This window comes from Clostridium subterminale, from assembly GCF_039521425.1.
GTDB classification, from domain to species: domain Bacteria; phylum Bacillota; class Clostridia; order Clostridiales; family Clostridiaceae; genus Clostridium_J; species Clostridium_J subterminale.
In genome coordinates, this window is sequence record NZ_BAAACI010000001.1 from 672,898 (window position 1) to 689,911 (window position 17,014).

General features: G+C 27.3%; 15 protein-coding genes and 1 riboswitch. All 15 genes read right to left on the reverse strand.

Annotation, left to right across the window (positions count from 1 at the left end):
* Nucleotides 1-16: 16 nt before the first annotated feature.
* Nucleotides 17-337, reverse strand: coding sequence for a flagellar hook-basal body complex protein FliE (fliE, locus tag ABDZ93_RS03505; protein ID WP_343823678.1), 321 nt, complete (start codon nt 335-337; stop codon nt 17-19).
* A gap of 20 nt (nt 338-357) precedes the next feature.
* On the reverse strand, nt 358-789 hold the full coding sequence (gene flgC, locus ABDZ93_RS03510) for a flagellar basal body rod protein FlgC (protein WP_343823680.1): 432 nt from the start codon (nt 787-789) through the stop codon (nt 358-360).
* Between the two features lie 2 nt (nt 790-791).
* The gene (flgB, locus tag ABDZ93_RS03515) at nt 792-1,172 is read right to left on the reverse strand and encodes a flagellar basal body rod protein FlgB (RefSeq protein WP_343823682.1); all 381 of its coding nucleotides are present in this window, start codon (nt 1,170-1,172) and stop codon (nt 792-794) included.
* A 410-nt stretch (nt 1,173-1,582) separates the two neighbouring features.
* Nucleotides 1,583-1,665, reverse strand: a riboswitch (cyclic di-GMP riboswitch).
* Nucleotides 1,666-1,773: 108 nt separating this feature from the next.
* Entirely contained in the window at nt 1,774-2,619 is an 846-nt protein-coding gene (locus ABDZ93_RS03520) for a flagellin N-terminal helical domain-containing protein (RefSeq protein WP_343823684.1), read from the reverse strand.
* Nucleotides 2,620-2,722: 103 nt separating this feature from the next.
* Entirely contained in the window at nt 2,723-4,468 is a 1,746-nt protein-coding gene (locus tag ABDZ93_RS03525) for a methyl-accepting chemotaxis protein (RefSeq protein ID WP_343823686.1), read from the reverse strand.
* Between the two features lie 99 nt (nt 4,469-4,567).
* Nucleotides 4,568-4,732 carry a hypothetical protein gene (locus ABDZ93_RS03530; protein WP_343823688.1) on the reverse strand — a complete coding sequence of 55 codons (165 nt, stop codon included), beginning with the start codon at nt 4,730-4,732 and terminating at the stop codon, nt 4,568-4,570.
* 265 nt (nt 4,733-4,997) lie between these two features.
* Nucleotides 4,998-7,046 carry a glycosyltransferase gene (locus ABDZ93_RS03535; protein ID WP_343823690.1) on the reverse strand — a complete coding sequence of 683 codons (2,049 nt, stop codon included), beginning with the start codon at nt 7,044-7,046 and terminating at the stop codon, nt 4,998-5,000.
* A 52-nt stretch (nt 7,047-7,098) separates the two neighbouring features.
* On the reverse strand, nt 7,099-7,449 hold the full coding sequence (locus ABDZ93_RS03540; protein ID WP_343823692.1) for a hypothetical protein: 351 nt from the start codon (nt 7,447-7,449) through the stop codon (nt 7,099-7,101).
* 117 nt (nt 7,450-7,566) lie between these two features.
* A complete protein-coding gene (locus ABDZ93_RS03545; RefSeq protein WP_343823694.1) occupies nt 7,567-8,631 on the reverse strand; it encodes a glycosyltransferase family 2 protein in 1,065 nt (354 codons plus the stop codon).
* Nucleotides 8,632-8,744: 113 nt separating this feature from the next.
* Complete coding sequence (locus ABDZ93_RS03550; protein ID WP_343823696.1) at nt 8,745-10,172, reverse strand: hypothetical protein; 1,428 nt, start codon at nt 10,170-10,172, stop codon at nt 8,745-8,747.
* A 27-nt stretch (nt 10,173-10,199) separates the two neighbouring features.
* The gene (locus tag ABDZ93_RS03555) at nt 10,200-11,600 is read right to left on the reverse strand and encodes a glycosyltransferase (RefSeq protein WP_343823698.1); all 1,401 of its coding nucleotides are present in this window, start codon (nt 11,598-11,600) and stop codon (nt 10,200-10,202) included.
* Nucleotides 11,601-11,652: 52 nt separating this feature from the next.
* Entirely contained in the window at nt 11,653-13,875 is a 2,223-nt protein-coding gene (locus ABDZ93_RS03560; RefSeq protein ID WP_343823700.1) for a glycosyltransferase, read from the reverse strand.
* 62 nt (nt 13,876-13,937) lie between these two features.
* Nucleotides 13,938-14,753, reverse strand: coding sequence for a flagellin N-terminal helical domain-containing protein (locus tag ABDZ93_RS03565; RefSeq protein ID WP_343823702.1), 816 nt, complete (start codon nt 14,751-14,753; stop codon nt 13,938-13,940).
* Between the two features lie 160 nt (nt 14,754-14,913).
* Nucleotides 14,914-15,729: a flagellin N-terminal helical domain-containing protein gene (locus ABDZ93_RS03570; RefSeq protein ID WP_343823703.1), complete on the reverse strand. Its 816-nt coding sequence runs from the start codon at nt 15,727-15,729 to the stop codon at nt 14,914-14,916.
* Between the two features lie 243 nt (nt 15,730-15,972).
* Nucleotides 15,973-16,788, reverse strand: a complete 816-nt coding sequence (locus ABDZ93_RS03575; RefSeq protein WP_343823705.1) for a flagellin N-terminal helical domain-containing protein — start codon at nt 16,786-16,788, stop codon at nt 15,973-15,975.
* Between the last annotated feature and the right edge of the window lie 226 nt (nt 16,789-17,014).

Sequence of the window (17,014 nt, forward strand, 5' to 3'; positions counted from 1 at the left end):
CTAATCCTTACCTCCATTATACTTGCATATTATTAAATTCCTTATAAGCATCAACCAGCTTATTTCTTATTTGAATAGCAAGCTCTAAGGACATAGATGCTTCTTCTGTGGCTAACACTACTTCATTGATACTTTTTTCTCCAGCAATATATCCTTTTATATTATTATCTGCTTCCACCTGCAAATCGTTCACTTTTTGTAACTCATCCTTCATTATAACTGCAAAACCTGTGCCATTTGAAGAGCTATTCTCCTCAGTATCCCTTTCTTTTACCCCATAAATTTGTTGTAATTCATTTTGAAAGATTGTTGCGTTTGGTATGTAACTGTTTATCATAAAGTACTACTCCTATCCTATTATTTACCTATTTCTAAAGTTTTTAAAAACATACTCTTTTGTGCATTCATTGCATTGACATTTGCTTCATAAGCTCTACTTGATGCAATTAACTCTACCATTTCATTTGAGATATTTACATTAGGCATAGTTACAAATCCTTCTTCATCAGCATCTGGATGACTTGGATTATATACTTTAGTAAGCTCTGATTCATCATCTACAATGCCTACTGCTTTAATGCCATTTAGCTTATTCTCTACTTTTCCAGTGCTTCTATTGTAAGCTTCCTTTAAATTTTCTTGAAACACAGCTATTTTTCTTACATAGGGTTTTCCATCTTCTCCTCTAGTAGTCCCAGCATTAACAATATTAGATGATATAGTGTCCATTCTTAATCTTTCTGCTGTAAGCCCACTAGCTGAAATTCTTAACCCCCTAAATGCCTCCATTTTTAGTTCCCTCCTTTTATAACTCTACTTGTACTGTTTATTTTTCCACTGGCAAATCTAACTAACGATTCATACATCATGGTATTAGAAGCTTGACTTGTCATTTCAGTTTCAATATCCACGTTATTTCCATCTTCTCTCATAGACGTACTGTCATCTCTTTTAACTTGTACATCCTTACTTCTCATTCCTATATGTTTTTCATTTGTAATTTTTAACTTACCACTAGCTGTTGACTCTTCCATAACCTGTTCAAAGGGAACATAATACCTTTTATAATCTTTCATATTTACATTTGCTATATTATTAGCAATAACCTTATTAGCCTCTACGGTTACGTTCATAGATTTTTTTAGCAACCCATATACTTCATTTTGCGACATTTTATACCTCCACATCCTATAAGAACATACTTATCGTTTATAAATTAGACATAAACTTTAAATTCCCTTCTTTTTTTGTTAGTTACATGAATTATTATTTATTCTTACATACTTTAACCTTACTTTTAATAGAAATAATTCTACAAATTTCATCATTAGTAAAACATATACTGATAAACTTCAAATAATATTGGTTGCATATAACCTTATATAAATATTAATTGTAAAACACAAATCTAGTAAATGTTTACAATATAATATACTCCATAAAATTTATTGCAATTCTTATGAAAAATCAGAAATTTCACACAATAAAAAGCTACTCAAAAAGAGTAGCTTTAAATTACAAAAGGTTAGAATAAAAGTATTATTTACTTCTATAATACCTAAAACAAAAAGTGTACTTACTCTTTGGCAACTGGCTGGCATCCCCTAAGGCTTAGCCCCTATAGCTTTGCGTCACTAACTTTCGTGAGTTTTGCGTATTAAATTTTTCACATATTTGCATTATATACTATATTTTTCTTTCATTCAACATTTATACTTAAAATTATTTATTTTTTGCTTAAAATTCCTTATTTGCTACATGAAATTACTTTTTTTATTTATTAGGGTATACATTGCTTAATATTTGCAAAATATCCTTTGGAAATTGGTTCGTTTGAGCCATCATCGCCATACCAGATTCTACCAGAATTGAGTTTTTAGAATACTCAATCATTTCAAATGCTACATCAGTTCCAGTAATGATAGCTTCTGCTCCCTCGATTTTACCAGATATTTCATTGGCATAATCCACTGTAGACTCCATTCTATTACTTAGAGCTCCATACTTTCCTCTTCCAGAATTCAACTTATTTATGGCATCATCTAAGCGATTTAAACTATCATCTATGTTGTCCACACTTATCTTATTGCTACCATCAACATTCACAAGTCCTAATCCTGAAGATGTAAAATTACGTGTTGGTAGTTTAATTACTTCTCCACTAGTTGCTCCAATAAGTAGATCAACTGTATCACCTGGATTATTTTTATCTGCTAACAGCTTTACACCATTCATTTCTGTATTATTAGCGGTAAAAGTTATATGTTCTAGATTTTGGTCTATTTCCTTTTGAATAATGGCTCTATCTTCCTCCGTAGTAGCTCCTCCAGCTTGAACCATAAGTTCTCTAGCCCTTTGTAAAGACTCACTTATATTTTGCATACCACCATCCATAGTTTGCATAAGACTTACACTATCTTGAATGTTTCTAGTAGCCATTTGAAGCCCTCTAATCTCTAACTTCAACTTTTCGCTCTTAGCCTTAGCATTAGGATTGTCTCTATAAGTCTGTATTTTAAGTCCTGAGCTAATACTACTATAAGACTTAGATTGAGCTGCTAAATTTTTAGTATAACTATTTAATATCCTTACAGAGGCCATATTTCTACTTAATCTCATTATCTCACTCCCTATGTGGGCAAAATCCCCACCAAACTTTTTATATTCTTATTATCGAAGTGTAGTGAATATACTTTAGTTACTGTGGGGCCAGACTCCTTAACTAAACTGTAAATTTATTAATAATACCTTGTAGCTCATCTATAATGTTTACTAATCCTTCGCTGCCATTTGCTATTTCTTCTATACTTGCTGATTGTTCTTCTATGGCTGCTGAAGCTTCCTCAGTTCCAGCCGCATTTTCTTCCGCTATTGCTGATAAATTTTGCATTAGATCTACAAGCTTTTCTTTATTTTCATTCATTTTTTCTGCTGATTCATTAAGCTTGCCTATAACATTATTAGTTATTTCTATAGAATTTGCTATCCTATGAAATTTTTCTTCTGTTTTCTCTACGCTTTCAGATTGTAAATCTATTATGCTTTTCACTTCTTGCATTCTATTTACTGCATTTTCAGATTTTAATTTTAATTCTTCCATTACAGTTTTAATTTCTCCTGTAAAATTATTAGATTCTTCTGCAAGTTTTCTTATTTCTTCCGCTACTACTGCAAAACCTCTTCCATGCTCACCAGCTCTTGCTGCTTCAATAGCTGCATTTAAAGCAAGAAGATTTGTTTGTGCAGATATGGATTGAATCATTGAACTTGCCTTTTCTATTTTTTCTGCACTTTCATTATTACTTATTATAATTTCATATACATCTTTAGAAGCATTATTACTTTCTTCCGTTTTTGATACCAAATCTTTTAATATAATAAAGCCTTCTTCTTTTTCTTTTTCTATATCTTTTGCAGCTTTATTTACTTCCTTTGTATATTCTTTATTTTCTTCTAATAAATTGCCCATTTCTTCTACACTTAAAGCTGCTTCCCCTGTATCTTGAGCTTGGCTACTTGCTCCACTAGCTATATTTTCTATAGTTCTTGATATCTCTTCAGAAGCTATAGCTGATTGCTCTGATGTTGCTGTTAATTCCTGCGAAGTTGCAACTACCTTTTCTGCACCTTCTGAAGTTTTTAAAACAAACTCTCTTACATTTTTCTCCATAATCTTAAGAGAACTTACCATTATACCTATTTCGTTTTTTCTTTTTATATATTTTAATACCTCATCTTTTTCATCAAGTTTAAAATCTAGATTTGATTGTTTTTTTATAGTCGTAGTTAAAGCAACTATAGGTTTTGTAATTGATAGTCCTAAGCCATAGCTTATAGCAATAGATATAAGTAATCCAATAATAATTATTATAACTACTGATTTAAGTGTAGATACTACCCCTTCATTATATATATCCATAATAGATTCTATAGATTTCCCAACATAATAAATACCTATAACTTCTTTATTATCTCCTATAATAGGAGCGTACTTTGTCATATACTTTTCACCTAAAATATCAGCATCACCCAAATATGCATTTCCATTTGAAATCTCTTTGTAGGCTTCCCCATTGGAATCCAATTTTGTTCCAATAATTCGGTCTCCTTTTTCATCTCTAATTGTAGTCAAAACTCTTACATAGTCATCGCCCGACTTAGCAAAAACAGTGGCAACAATGTTAGAACCCTCTGCTAATTCATCAATATACTCAAATCTTCCATCAATTGGCTTACCAGAAGAGTCTGCTAGTTTTCCTTCACTATTAAGACTTAATGTTCCAAACTGCTTCCTAAGATAAATCTCCAACATATTATACCCTGAATTTATTGTTTCTTCGTACTGCTTGTTGATAATATTTTTAGTAACGTTAAATGACTTGAAAAGTCCCATAAACATCATAGACAACGAAATAATTATAATAATAGTAAGAATAATAGTAGTTATTTTCCATTTTAAGCTTTTCATAAATTTAATCCCCCCTGTCACAAAATTTTAGTAATATATATTTAAAATTACTTAAATTATCGATATTTATAATAATAACTTTATGATTTTTAAAAAGCATTAACAGCTATTTTTAGCCATTAATGCTTTTTGCAATGTAAAATCAATATTGTTTATATTTTCCTTTAGATTCATAGCTTGTGAAAATCCTTCTTCTATACCAGATATTACTTTCTTAGTTGTATCTGTAGCACTAAAATATACTGTGTTTAGTTTATAATGCAAAATTATCACCTCTTAATGAATGTCGGGTGTGGTATCATACCACATAGTAACTATATATTTTCACAATGAGTAAGAGATTCATAAAATCCATAGCTTATTCTTAATTTATCTTTTATTCAAATTTACTATATTACCTTTTTTTACAAATATAAGTATAAGCACATTATTTAACCATCCTTCTTTTCAATCATATAGAAGTCAGTATATTATTTTATACTTCAATCATGAGGTCAATAGGCCAAATTACATAATTTAAAATACAACATTATAATTTAACAATTACCGCTATAGTATCCATTAAAATATTATTTTTCATAAGAACGTTTTTAATATTTTCATCCTCCACTTTATATCCGGTAGTCATAAATATTTCTTCTACTTTTAAACCTGATTCATATACTACCTTACTAATTGTATATGGCGTAAACCAATATCTGTGATCAGAATTTATACATTCGTAACCACTCTGAGAAAATATATAATTTTCTAACCTTAATGCATTTGGTACAGTTATAACCAACTTTTGCAAAGAGCCTTTATATAAGGTTTTAATTTTGCTCAAAAATTCAACTGGATTATTTACATGTTCTAAAATTTCACCAATCACCATGATATCCCAATTGCTATTACATATCATATCACATTTCTTGCTTATAATATTTTCATAAAATACATTAGAAATTTTTAGCTCTTTATTTATATAATCTATTGCTTCTTCATTTATATCAAACCCAATACATTTTTGAGAAACATTAGTTAATAAATCATGTAACCATAAATTGTTTTGTCTTTTAGAATCGATTAACTCTAAATGATCTGCACATCCTAAATGTATTACATTTTTATTTTTACAAACTTCTACTAAATAAGACATTCTATCAACAATTTTCATATTATTATTTTCTACATATACTTTTAATCCTGATGAAAACTTATCACCTGATAAATAACTATGAAAATTAATTGCATTAATACCCTTTATATATGAATCATCTATATTTTTTTTTAAAATCATACTCTCAATCACCTTCTTTATTTTTTCCAATTGAAGTTCTATGCTAAAATTCTTTTCTATATAACTTCTATACTTATTAGAATCATAGTCACCTTTAAGAACTATGTTAACTGCTTCATCTATAGTGTCCCATATATATTCTTCAGGGTATAATTGCTTTGCTCCTACAAAACTATGAATTATAGGTTTTATTCCTCTAGACATCGCTTCCATCAATCCAACCGGATTACCCTCTAACACACTAGTACATATAATATAATTTTTATCTTCTAGCCATTTTGAAATATTATCTTGCCATCCATGGTAAATAACATTATTTTCCAGACCAAATTCTTTTATCTTTTGGTCAAAATATAAAATATACCTTTCATCTTGAAAATCCCCTGCTATATGAAGCTTATATCTATTATCTTTATCATATATAGCCTTAAAAGTATGCAATAGCAGCATAGGACCCTTTTTATAATTTATATATCCAACATAAGCAATATTAAATCCTGGATTTCTTTCTATGAGATTATATTTATTGACATCAACTCCATTATGAATGACCTCAACTTTAGATAAATCTATATCAATTTTGCTCAATGCATGCTCTTTAATATGATGTGCAACAAATATAATTTTATCAACATTATCCCAATTTATATTTAGAATATAATTCGTAAAAGCCTCATAACTATGTAATCTGCAAATTAACTTCTTTTCCTCAGCTAATCTATGTCTACTTCCATACTCTATAAGTTCGTCACACCACTCAAACCAACATATATCAGCCCATTCCATCCCTAAGTCAATTTGATTATAATTGTTAACTACAACCTTTACAACTATAAACTCTTTTTCTAATCCATTTATAATGTCTCCCAAAAAAGAGTCCATATTTTTTTTTACAAATACTATAATTTTATCACATTCACTTACTTTTCTTGTATAATGTATATTTTTTGTCATCTCTTTAATTGATTCTATTAATTTTTCATCATTACAATATGTGATAGATGTATTATATAAAGAAAGAGCTTTTGAATATTCACCCATAGATTCATATATATAAGCTAAATTATAGTTTAAATCGAAATTATCTAATTCTACTTCTAACCCTTTTTTACATATATCTATTGCCTCTTCAAACCTTCCTAACATAGATAATGATACGGTATACATAGAATATAAATCTGTATCCTGTGGCAAAGACTCAATTAACTTCTTTAATAACTCTATAGCTTCATTACAATAATTATTATTAATTAAATTTTCTATTTTCCTTTTTATATCTTCAATTCTATTTTCTTCCATAATCTACCTTTATCTTTCCTGTTAATTAAACATTTTTAAATTTAATTTATAGTTAAGATGATAACTCAATATTATTTAATATTAAATTTTTCCAATTTATAAATGGTTCTATGATATTTTTTGAATACTCATTTAAATAATATTCTTGTTTGCCATTAATTTTCTCTATACTTAACTCCAATCCTTCAGCGAGCTTATTCTTTTCTTTTAATGTTATTTCATTCAGTTTTCCAGAATGTGCTTGTATTACTTTTTCTGCCATAATGAAACCTTCTATAAAAGCATTCATTCCATCATTAAATTCTTCATTAAATTTAGAACTCTCTAATCTCTCCTTACCATAATTTATATATTCATCCATAGTGCTTAATAATTCAACTAGTTCTTTATTACAATTATTCATTTAATTTTCCTCACTTGCTTTAAATTTTATAGTATAATTATCGTTTTTATTTAAAAAATCTTAATAGAGTTTAGATTAACAAATAAATTATTATTCTATTTTACAATTAATTATGTACTAGACATCAATATTATCTATTCTTTCTATGGCTAGTCTATATCCATATGTTGCAGATAAATTATAGTAATATAGTGCATTATCTATATCCCCTGTAGTCTCATAATACACACCTAAATTATATGCTGCCTTAAATGTTCCAAGCCCTACTACAGTATCTTCTAAATCTTCTCCAATTTCTAAACATCGTAAATAAGATTTCTCTATAAGATAAAGATGTTGACCATAAGAACTGACATCCGATAAAATCAAATTCATATAAAATATCCCACAAGCAAAATTAAAGTCTGTATTATTAAAATACTTTTCTCTATATTCTTCAATAATACTTAGTCCAACAGAAAATTTTTCTGTGTTTAATGTATTATATATATATAAAGTTATAAAATTTCTTGTATATGCATACTCACCTTTAGTAAGTTTATAATATTTTTCAAAATATTCATCTGCTTCTAAATACCTTTTAGCTACATGCAAAGTTCTCGCTATTTGATATAGTATATAATGATCTGTAGGATTATTTTCTGACTCTTTAAGTAAAAGTCGTAAATTTCTCTCTGATTTATCTCTCTTAAAATATCCACTATGATTTACCTTAAATTCCATATTAATACGACATCTGTTTGTTTCTAACTGTTCGTGAATACCTCCTTTATAAAGTATCCCTTTAGGATAAAACCTAGATACATACTCTTTAGAAAAATTTATTTCATTACCATCCATAAATTTACTATAAATTTCTATCTTCCCTATACTATTAGGATTATTAGTTGCAAATTCTATTAAAGTTTCTCTACTTCCAAATTCAACTATTTCATCAGCATCTAAAACTAATATCCAATCACCACTACATTTTTCAGCAGCAAAATTTCTCGCTAATGAAAAATCATCCTGCCATTTAAACTCATATAACTTAACTCCCATTTCTTTAGCTATACTCATAGTGTTATCTTCTGAGCCAGTATCTACCAATACAACTTCATCCACAATATCTTTAACACTATTAATACATTCTGTTAAAACTTCCTCTTCATTTTTAGCTATCATAGCTAAAGATATCTTCATAAATAATTCCTCCTAAATAGTCTTTAATCACTATACATTTATCTTCTATATTGAAAATAGGTAGCTAATTATCTAAGCTACCTTAAGTATTTTCGGAAAGTTTCCACTAATCTTTAATATAATTTAGTAAATTCCATATCATATATTTTTTCTGTGGCTTTTATAGCTCCTAATTCACTTAGATGATCATAATCAATAAAATCATTATCATCAAATTCTGAATCATAACTTAAATCTAGCACCTTAAACTTAAAGCCTTTTTTCTTAATACAATCAAGGACATTATAAAGATCAACTTGAAAATTTTCATCTATATAATTTGTATAATACTTAGTACAAGGAAGTATTATTATGTTTGTTAATATACTTTTACTATTTAAATATTTAATAAAACTCTCTAATATCTCTATATTTTCTTTTCTTGTTTTATAATATTTTATTAACTGATTATGTTGATTAGCTCTAATTTTACCATATTCAATATTGGTATTTAAATTTATATTCCTAAATTCCACTCCATCTGGTAGTATATTAGATTTTCTATTATTGAATTCATTAAAATACACTTCATTTCCACATTCATATATAATTCTATAAAAATGCATTTGGAGATCAATAGATTTAATTATACATCTTAACACACAATCCTCAATAAAACTTAAATCAAAAATATCTTTAGATTTACATTCTACATAATTATGTTTTTCATGTGTTATTGGATAATAAACATTTTCAATCTTACTTCTTTCATTTACACTTTTTGATAAATCAAAATATAAAGAATAATATCCTAAACATATATAGCATTTTTTCACTGAAAGATTATCTTCAATTATATCTTTTGAAATCATATAGGAATAAAATAAATCTTGGCTACTTAGACATAAATTTTTACAATTTTCTTTTAAAACTCTTTCATCTATTCCAAACATACCATATGACAAACCTACTGAAATTGATTCGATATCACTTTTTTTTGACCTATCTATACTATTTTTCAAAAAATATGATTGGTAATTTAAATAATACTTCTCAGTAAATGTTTCAAACAAATGCTTGCTTATATATTCATAAGGAATAACATAATTGTATTTCTCCTCACTCTTGTATTTCTCTATATCTTTTTCATAGCAAATTACTATATTGAAAATTTTGTTGCCAATATAATTATTATTCATATTATTATAATCTTTAAATCCGTCTAAAAAGTCTAGTCTATCATCTATTTTAAATATAAAATTATATCTATATTTACCCTTCAATTCATATAAAAATTCTTCCATACATAATGCAATATTATTGACATGTAAATTAACTTCGTCTTCACTATATTTATTAGAATTACACCATTTAGTGAACATAACCAACTCTTCTAGTAATTTTATATACGTATTAAAGCTTTGATACCTTACTTTATTATTATCCAAAAAATTTGCCAAATCATTCACCAAATTAAAAAGTCTATTCTTTTCCAATTTGATAGTGTTTATCATATCTTCTAATTCGCAGATATCTTTTGAATATCTTAATATATCATTCATAATAGCAACACCTCAATGCACTTATATCTACTTGGATTCTTTTAATTTATTATTAATAATTAATAATAATTCAGCATCATTGCACAAGCTTCTAGCCAAATCATAATATTTTATGGCTTCTTTAAAGTTCCCCTTGCCTTCTAATATACACGCTTTATTGTATACCAAATCAAATGAATTATTATCCATACTCAGACCTTTATCTACTTCTTCTAATGCTTTCTCATAATTCATATTTAAAAAGTATATAACTGATGTAATAGAGAAAAACTCTAAATCCTTTATATTGTTATACTTTTCTATTTTTTTAAGTTCCTCTATAATTTTAACAGCTTCTTTAATATTGGTTTCCATTAAAACTTTTAAATTACTCTTAATAACAAGTACATGATTATTAAATTCCATTTCTCTTCTATTTTTTTCTATAGTTTTTACAGCATTATCTCTAGATGAAATTGAAAACATCTCTACTTCATTATTTTCTAGATATAGTCCTCTATCTAAAACTTTCAAATAGTTACTTAGTTCCTTATTACTTTCTTCATAAATTTCTTTTTTCCCAAGAGATAGACCCTTTAAGTATATAAAGTCTAAAAAATTTGGAAACCCATCTAATACTCTATTGCATATATATATGGTTTTATCAAAATTATCATTTATATAATAAGTTTGCGCAGCAGTTCTATAATATTTCAAATCATCTTTACTATAATTCTTACTATCTATAATGTATTTCATGTAATAATCAACTTGAATCATAGCATTATTATAATCACCTATAGAATTATAACTTTTTGCTAGTTGAAATCTATAATAGTAATTATCTGGTTCTCTTTCTAACTCTTTTTTTAATATAGTAGCTGTTCTATTAAATTTGGCAAGTCTCTTTTCTTCATTCATAATATATCCATAATGATTTATTTGTATATCTGAATACATTATAGGCTTTTTAAATATTGGTTGGTTATGTACAGCCCCCGTATATTTAAAATCTCCATCATTCTTAAATATTAATGGAAATCTAAGTTCAGAAAATTTATCTAACTTTTCATTCAAATAATTTCTTAATTTTATATATATAGTGTTGTAATTTCTATACCCTTTATTTTTAAACAAATTTATAAGCCTATCTATACTCTTTTCATCTATAGTCTGATCCGCATCTTGAATAAAAATGTACTCTCCCTTTGCTATAGAAATACTATAATTTCTTGCCTCAGAAAAATCATCATTCCATTGTTTATTATAAACATGCTTTGTATACTTTTTACAGATATCCACAGTTTTATCTGTTGAGCCCGTATCAACTATTATTAATTCTATACTATCCTCATTAATTAAAGGTATCATGCTCTTTAAACATTTTTCTATGTTTTCTTCTTCATTTTTTACTATCATACAAATGCTTAATAAAATATTTTTATTCATATTTTTTCTTCCTTTTACAATAAAAAGGAGATTAAACTCCTTTTATTTTAAATTATATTATCGGTACTAAATTTCTTAACCTATCCATATTATCATTAATTCCTTTAGAGTATAACTTTTCTGAATCAATTTCTAATATAACAATATAAATATTCATTGCAGATAAATATTTCTTATTTGCTTCATATATATAACCTAAATTATATAATAAATCTATATTTCTAGGATAATATTTTAATCCTTCTTTTAATAATTTCTCAGCCTCTAATATTTCATTATTATAAAACTTTAATGTACTCTTAATAGATAATAACTCAACATCTTCCTTTATATTATACAACTCTTCTAATTGAGCGAATAACTCCATGGCTTCTCTAATCATATTACTATTAATTAACGTCATCAGATTTTCTTTAATCTTAATTATATCATTATATAAAACTAAATTATTAGATTCATTGCAGTCTGGCAATAGTATAGAATCTTTTATGATAGCAACTAAATTACTAAACTCACTTTTAATTTCAATAGCTTCCTTTAGCTTAGAAATCCCTTTAATCACTTCTCCATTATCAATATATCTTCTAAATTCATCTAATTTATCTACAAAATCCAAGTCTTCTTTAAATTTATCTTGATTTAAATTTTTAATAATCAATCCATATTTATTTAATAATTCGATTATTTTATATTTATCAACTAAGTATGCATTAATAAGCATATCACTTTTACTAAGTAAATATTTAATAATATAAATCATATCATCTCTAAAATTGCAACTAATAATTTCATCTATAGACGAACTATTTAATGTATTAATTAATGGAACAACGCAATTTTCAATATTAATAACTTTATTACTTTCTTTTCCACTTTCATCAATGAAATCAATCAAATTTTCAAAAGCATTTTTTTCTTCTTTTTTTACTTTTAAATCTAATAACTTCTTTTCTTCATTACTTAGTGCATTTATTTTTTTAATAACTAATTCTTTGTCTGTATCATTTGTTTCACATATAGACTTAGAAAGTAAGTACAATAATAATATTTCTTCGTTTCTTTCTTTCACTTTATTAATTGTTTTATCTAAAGAAGAAAAATCCTTAAGAATCATATATACTTTCAATATTTCACCTAACATTAACATAAATGTATCCGTATCTTCCATTAGTAGATAAATATACTTATCAATACATTCTAATTGATTTATCTTTATTTTAAATCTTAAAAGCTCTCCAATTACTCTGTACCTATGACCATATGAAAATATTTCCAACCCATTAGTGCTTGCATATTTCTCATATTTGAAGTTTTCTAAATATTTTAGATACAAATTTAAATTTTCTATTGCTTCATCCATATTTCCTTCGATAACATTGCATTTTCCTTTTAAATAATAGCAATCAATTAATTCATTATCTAACTCTTTCATTCTTTCACAATAATAAATACATTTATCATACTCTTTTGCATTAAAATATATAATTGTAGCATTGTGATAATAATTTATTTTAAAATTATCATTAACTTTTTCTGTTTCCATTAATGATAAATAATTTTCTAATTCAATTACAGCATCTTTAGTATCTCCATGCATTTCATAGCTTCTACTAAGCTGATATATATAATAAATATTTTTCGGATCTTTTTCTATTTCATTTTTTAATAAGGTAGCTGTTCTTTTAAATTTTTTTTCCTTTATATCTTCTGTCATTATATATCCATAATGAAGCATATATATTTCTAAATTCTTTACTGGTCCTTTATATAAAGGTTGATTATGAATTTTGCCTTCATACTTGAAATAACCATCATTTTTAAATATTAAGTTTAAAGAAAAATATGTATATTCATTTAAGTCCTCATTAGTAAAATTTTTATAAACTAATGAATATGTATTAAATTTTTTATAGGCATTACTACTAAAAAGTTTAATCAGTTTTTCAACCTCAACATATTCCATCTCCTGGTCTGCGTCCATTATAAATATGTATTCGCCCCTAGCAAGAGATATACTATAATTTCTTGCTTCCGAAAAATTATTATTCCACTGTTTAAAATATATCCGTTCCGTATAATTCTTAGCAATTTCTACTGTATTGTCAATAGATCCTGTGTCAACTATTACCAATTCTGCTAAATTAGAATCTATTAACGGTTTTAAACTTCTTAAACAGTTGTCAAGGAATTTTTCCTCATCTCTAACTATCATACATATACTAAGTTTATATTTTGTTTTTCTATCCAATTCCTTAATATTCATTTTTTTATCCATTGTATTGCTCCTTAAAATTATAATTTTAAAGAGGGACCTTAGCCCCTCTTTAAATAATTTTACTATCTTAATAATTGTAGAACACCTTGTGGTGCTTGATTAGCTTGTGCAAGCATTGCTTGTGCAGCTTGGTTAAGAATATTATTTTTAGAGAAGTTCATCATTTCTTTAGCCATATCAACATCTCTTACTCTTGATTCTGCTGCTGTTAAGTTTTCTGATGTATTGTTTAAGTTGCTTATTGTATGCTCTAATCTGTTTTGTAGAGCTCCTAAGCTTGATCTATGAGTTGATACATTTTCAATAGCTGTATCTAATGCGGTTGTTAAATCATTTGCAGAAGCTGTTGAAGTAACATCTAAAGTTGCTCCTGCTACTCCTAATGTTGCAGCATTCATAGTTTTTAATGAAATAGTTATTTTTTGATTTGCATTAGCACCAACTTGAATATTTACTGTTCCAGTTGATTTTAATATATCTTGCTTGTTAAATTGAGTTTGATCAGAAATTCTAGTTATCTCTTGAGATAATTGGTCTAATTCTGTTTTTATGGCAGCTCTATCTACTGATACATTTGTATCATTAGCACCTTGTACTGAAAGCTCTCTCATTCTTTGAAGAATGTTGTGAGTTTCATTTAAAGCTCCTTCAGCTGTTTGAATTAATGAGATACCATCTTGAGAGTTTCTTGATGCTTGCTCTAAGCCTCTGATTTGTCCTCTCATTTTTTCTGATATAGCTAATCCTGCAGCGTCATCTCCAGCTCTGTTTATTCTTAAACCTGAGCTTAATTTTTCCATTGATTTCCCTGCTGCTGTTGTGTTCATTCCCATATTTCTGTGTGCATTTAATGCATTCATATTGTGATTAATTATCATTTTATATTCCTCCTTGATTTCTACGGACATCCTTGTCCTTTTTGTGTTTCTATACTTTACTAACTAAATAATATATTTATGCTTATTATAAAGGAAACTCGACTCCCTTCTGGTCGCCGAGTAAGTTCCCAATAACTAAATCATAGATTTAGAGTATCACTTATCTTAGTAATTGTAGAACACCTTGTGGTTGTTGATTTGCTTGTGCAAGCATTGCTTGTGCAGCTTGGTTAAGAATATTATTTTTAGAGAAGTTCATCATTTCTTTAGCCATGTCAACATCTCTTACTCTTGATTCTGCTGCTGTTAAGTTTTCTGATGTATTGTTTAAGTTGCTTATTGTATGCTCTAATCTGTTTTGTAGAGCTCCTAAATCAGATCTATGAGTTGATACACCCTCGATAGCTTTATCTAATACAGTTGTTAACGCATTAGCTATTGTTGTAGATGTAACTTTTAAACTTGCTGCAGTTATTTTAAGAGCAGCAGTATTCATAGTTTTTAATGAAATAGTAATTTTTTGACTTGCATTAGCTCCTACTTGAATATTTACCTTTGAAGTATTTGCTAATATGCTTTGCTTGTTGAACTGAGTTTGGCTAGCAATTCTATCTATTTCAGATGATAATTGATTTAACTCAGTTTCTATAGCTGTTCTGTCTACTGATACATTTGTATCATTAGCTCCTTGAACTGAAAGCTCTCTCATTCTTTGAAGAATATTGTGAGTTTCATTTAAAGCTCCTTCTGCTGTTTGAATTAATGATATACCATCTTGAGAGTTTCTTGATGCTTGCTCTAAGCCTCTGATTTGTCCTCTCATTTTTTCTGATATAGCTAGTCCTGCAGCGTCATCTCCAGCTCTGTTTATTCTTAAACCTGAGCTTAATTTTTCCATTGATTTTCCTGCTGCTGTTGTGTTCATTCCCATGTTTCTGTGTGCATTTAATGCATTCATATTGTGATTAATTATCATTTTATATTCCTCCTTGATTTTTGCGGACATCCTTGTCCCTTATATATTTTTTATTATCTAAATTGAAAATCTAAGTTTATTTTTAAAACCTGACTTCTATTTAGTATTAAATAACTCATTTATATATTTTTTGAAATTACCAAAATCAATTATAATTCAAGTTAAACCTGAATACCATTTGGTAGCAGAGTAAGCGATCCACACAATTTTAGAATATCACTAAAATTGGTTCACTGCTTATGCTTATCTTAATAATTGAAGAACTCCCTGTGGTGTTTGATTAGCTTGTGCAAGCATTGCTTGTGCAGCTTGGTTAAGAATATTATTTTTAGAGAAGTTCATCATTTCTTTAGCCATATCAACATCTCTTACTCTTGATTCTGCTGCTGTTAAGTTTTCTGATGTATTGTTTAAGTTGCTTATTGTATGCTCTAATCTGTTTTGTAGCGCTCCTAAGCTTGATCTATGAGTTGATACACTTTCAATAGCTGTATCAAGTTTGGTTGTTAAATCATTTGCAGAAGCTGTTGTTCCAACTTTTAAATCTTTTGATGCTAATCCTAAAGCTGTACTATTCATAGTTTTTAATGAAATAGTTATCTTTTGACCTGAATTAGCTCCTACTTGGATATTTACTGTTGATGTATTAGCTAATACATTTTGTTTATTAAATTGAGTTTGACTAGCAATTCTATCAATTTCAGAAGTTAATTGCTTTAACTCTGTTTGTATAGCAGCTCTATCTACTGATACATTTGTATCATTAGCACCTTGTACTGAAAGTTCTCTCATTCTTTGAAGAATGTTGTGAGTTTCATTTAAAGCGCCTTCAGCTGTTTGAATTAATGAGATACCATCTTGAGAGTTTCTTGATGCTTGCTCTAATCCTCTGATTTGTCCTCTCATTTTTTCTGATATAGCTAATCCTGCAGCGTCATCTCCAGCTCTGTTTATTCTTAAACCTGAGCTTAATTTTTCCATTGATTTACCTGCTCCTGTTGTGTTTATTCCCATGTTTCTGTGTGCATTTAATGCATTCATATTGTGATTAATTATCATTTTATATTCCTCCTTGATTTTTGCGGACATCCTTGTCCCTTATATATTTTTCACCATTAATCAATGATGTTTAGAAATACTACCCTTAGGTAATAGATTTCTATATATAAAACTTTTGCTTAAGCCTTATAATTTCATATTCGAATTAGTTATATATTAACTTTATATCTTTTTTAAATCTTTTCTAATTAATATATTATTTAAATCCTTATACTAAATATATCGA

Coding starts and splice junctions, on each gene's coding strand:
- fliE (WP_343823678.1), bottom strand. CDS start 337: ATGATAAACAGTTACATACCAAACGCAACAATCTTTCAAAATGAATTA.
- flgC (WP_343823680.1), bottom strand. CDS start 789: ATGGAGGCATTTAGGGGGTTAAGAATTTCAGCTAGTGGGCTTACAGCA.
- flgB (WP_343823682.1), bottom strand. CDS start 1,172: ATGTCGCAAAATGAAGTATATGGGTTGCTAAAAAAATCTATGAACGTA.
- ABDZ93_RS03520 (WP_343823684.1), bottom strand. CDS start 2,619: ATGAGATTAAGTAGAAATATGGCCTCTGTAAGGATATTAAATAGTTAT.
- ABDZ93_RS03525 (WP_343823686.1), bottom strand. CDS start 4,468: ATGAAAAGCTTAAAATGGAAAATAACTACTATTATTCTTACTATTATT.
- ABDZ93_RS03535 (WP_343823690.1), bottom strand. CDS start 7,046: ATGGAAGAAAATAGAATTGAAGATATAAAAAGGAAAATAGAAAATTTA.
- ABDZ93_RS03540 (WP_343823692.1), bottom strand. CDS start 7,449: ATGAATAATTGTAATAAAGAACTAGTTGAATTATTAAGCACTATGGAT.
- ABDZ93_RS03545 (WP_343823694.1), bottom strand. CDS start 8,631: ATGAAGATATCTTTAGCTATGATAGCTAAAAATGAAGAGGAAGTTTTA.
- ABDZ93_RS03550 (WP_343823696.1), bottom strand. CDS start 10,172: ATGAATGATATATTAAGATATTCAAAAGATATCTGCGAATTAGAAGAT.
- ABDZ93_RS03555 (WP_343823698.1), bottom strand. CDS start 11,600: ATGAATAAAAATATTTTATTAAGCATTTGTATGATAGTAAAAAATGAA.
- ABDZ93_RS03560 (WP_343823700.1), bottom strand. CDS start 13,875: ATGGATAAAAAAATGAATATTAAGGAATTGGATAGAAAAACAAAATAT.
- ABDZ93_RS03565 (WP_343823702.1), bottom strand. CDS start 14,753: ATGATAATTAATCACAATATGAATGCATTAAATGCACACAGAAATATG.
- ABDZ93_RS03570 (WP_343823703.1), bottom strand. CDS start 15,729: ATGATAATTAATCACAATATGAATGCATTAAATGCACACAGAAACATG.
- ABDZ93_RS03575 (WP_343823705.1), bottom strand. CDS start 16,788: ATGATAATTAATCACAATATGAATGCATTAAATGCACACAGAAACATG.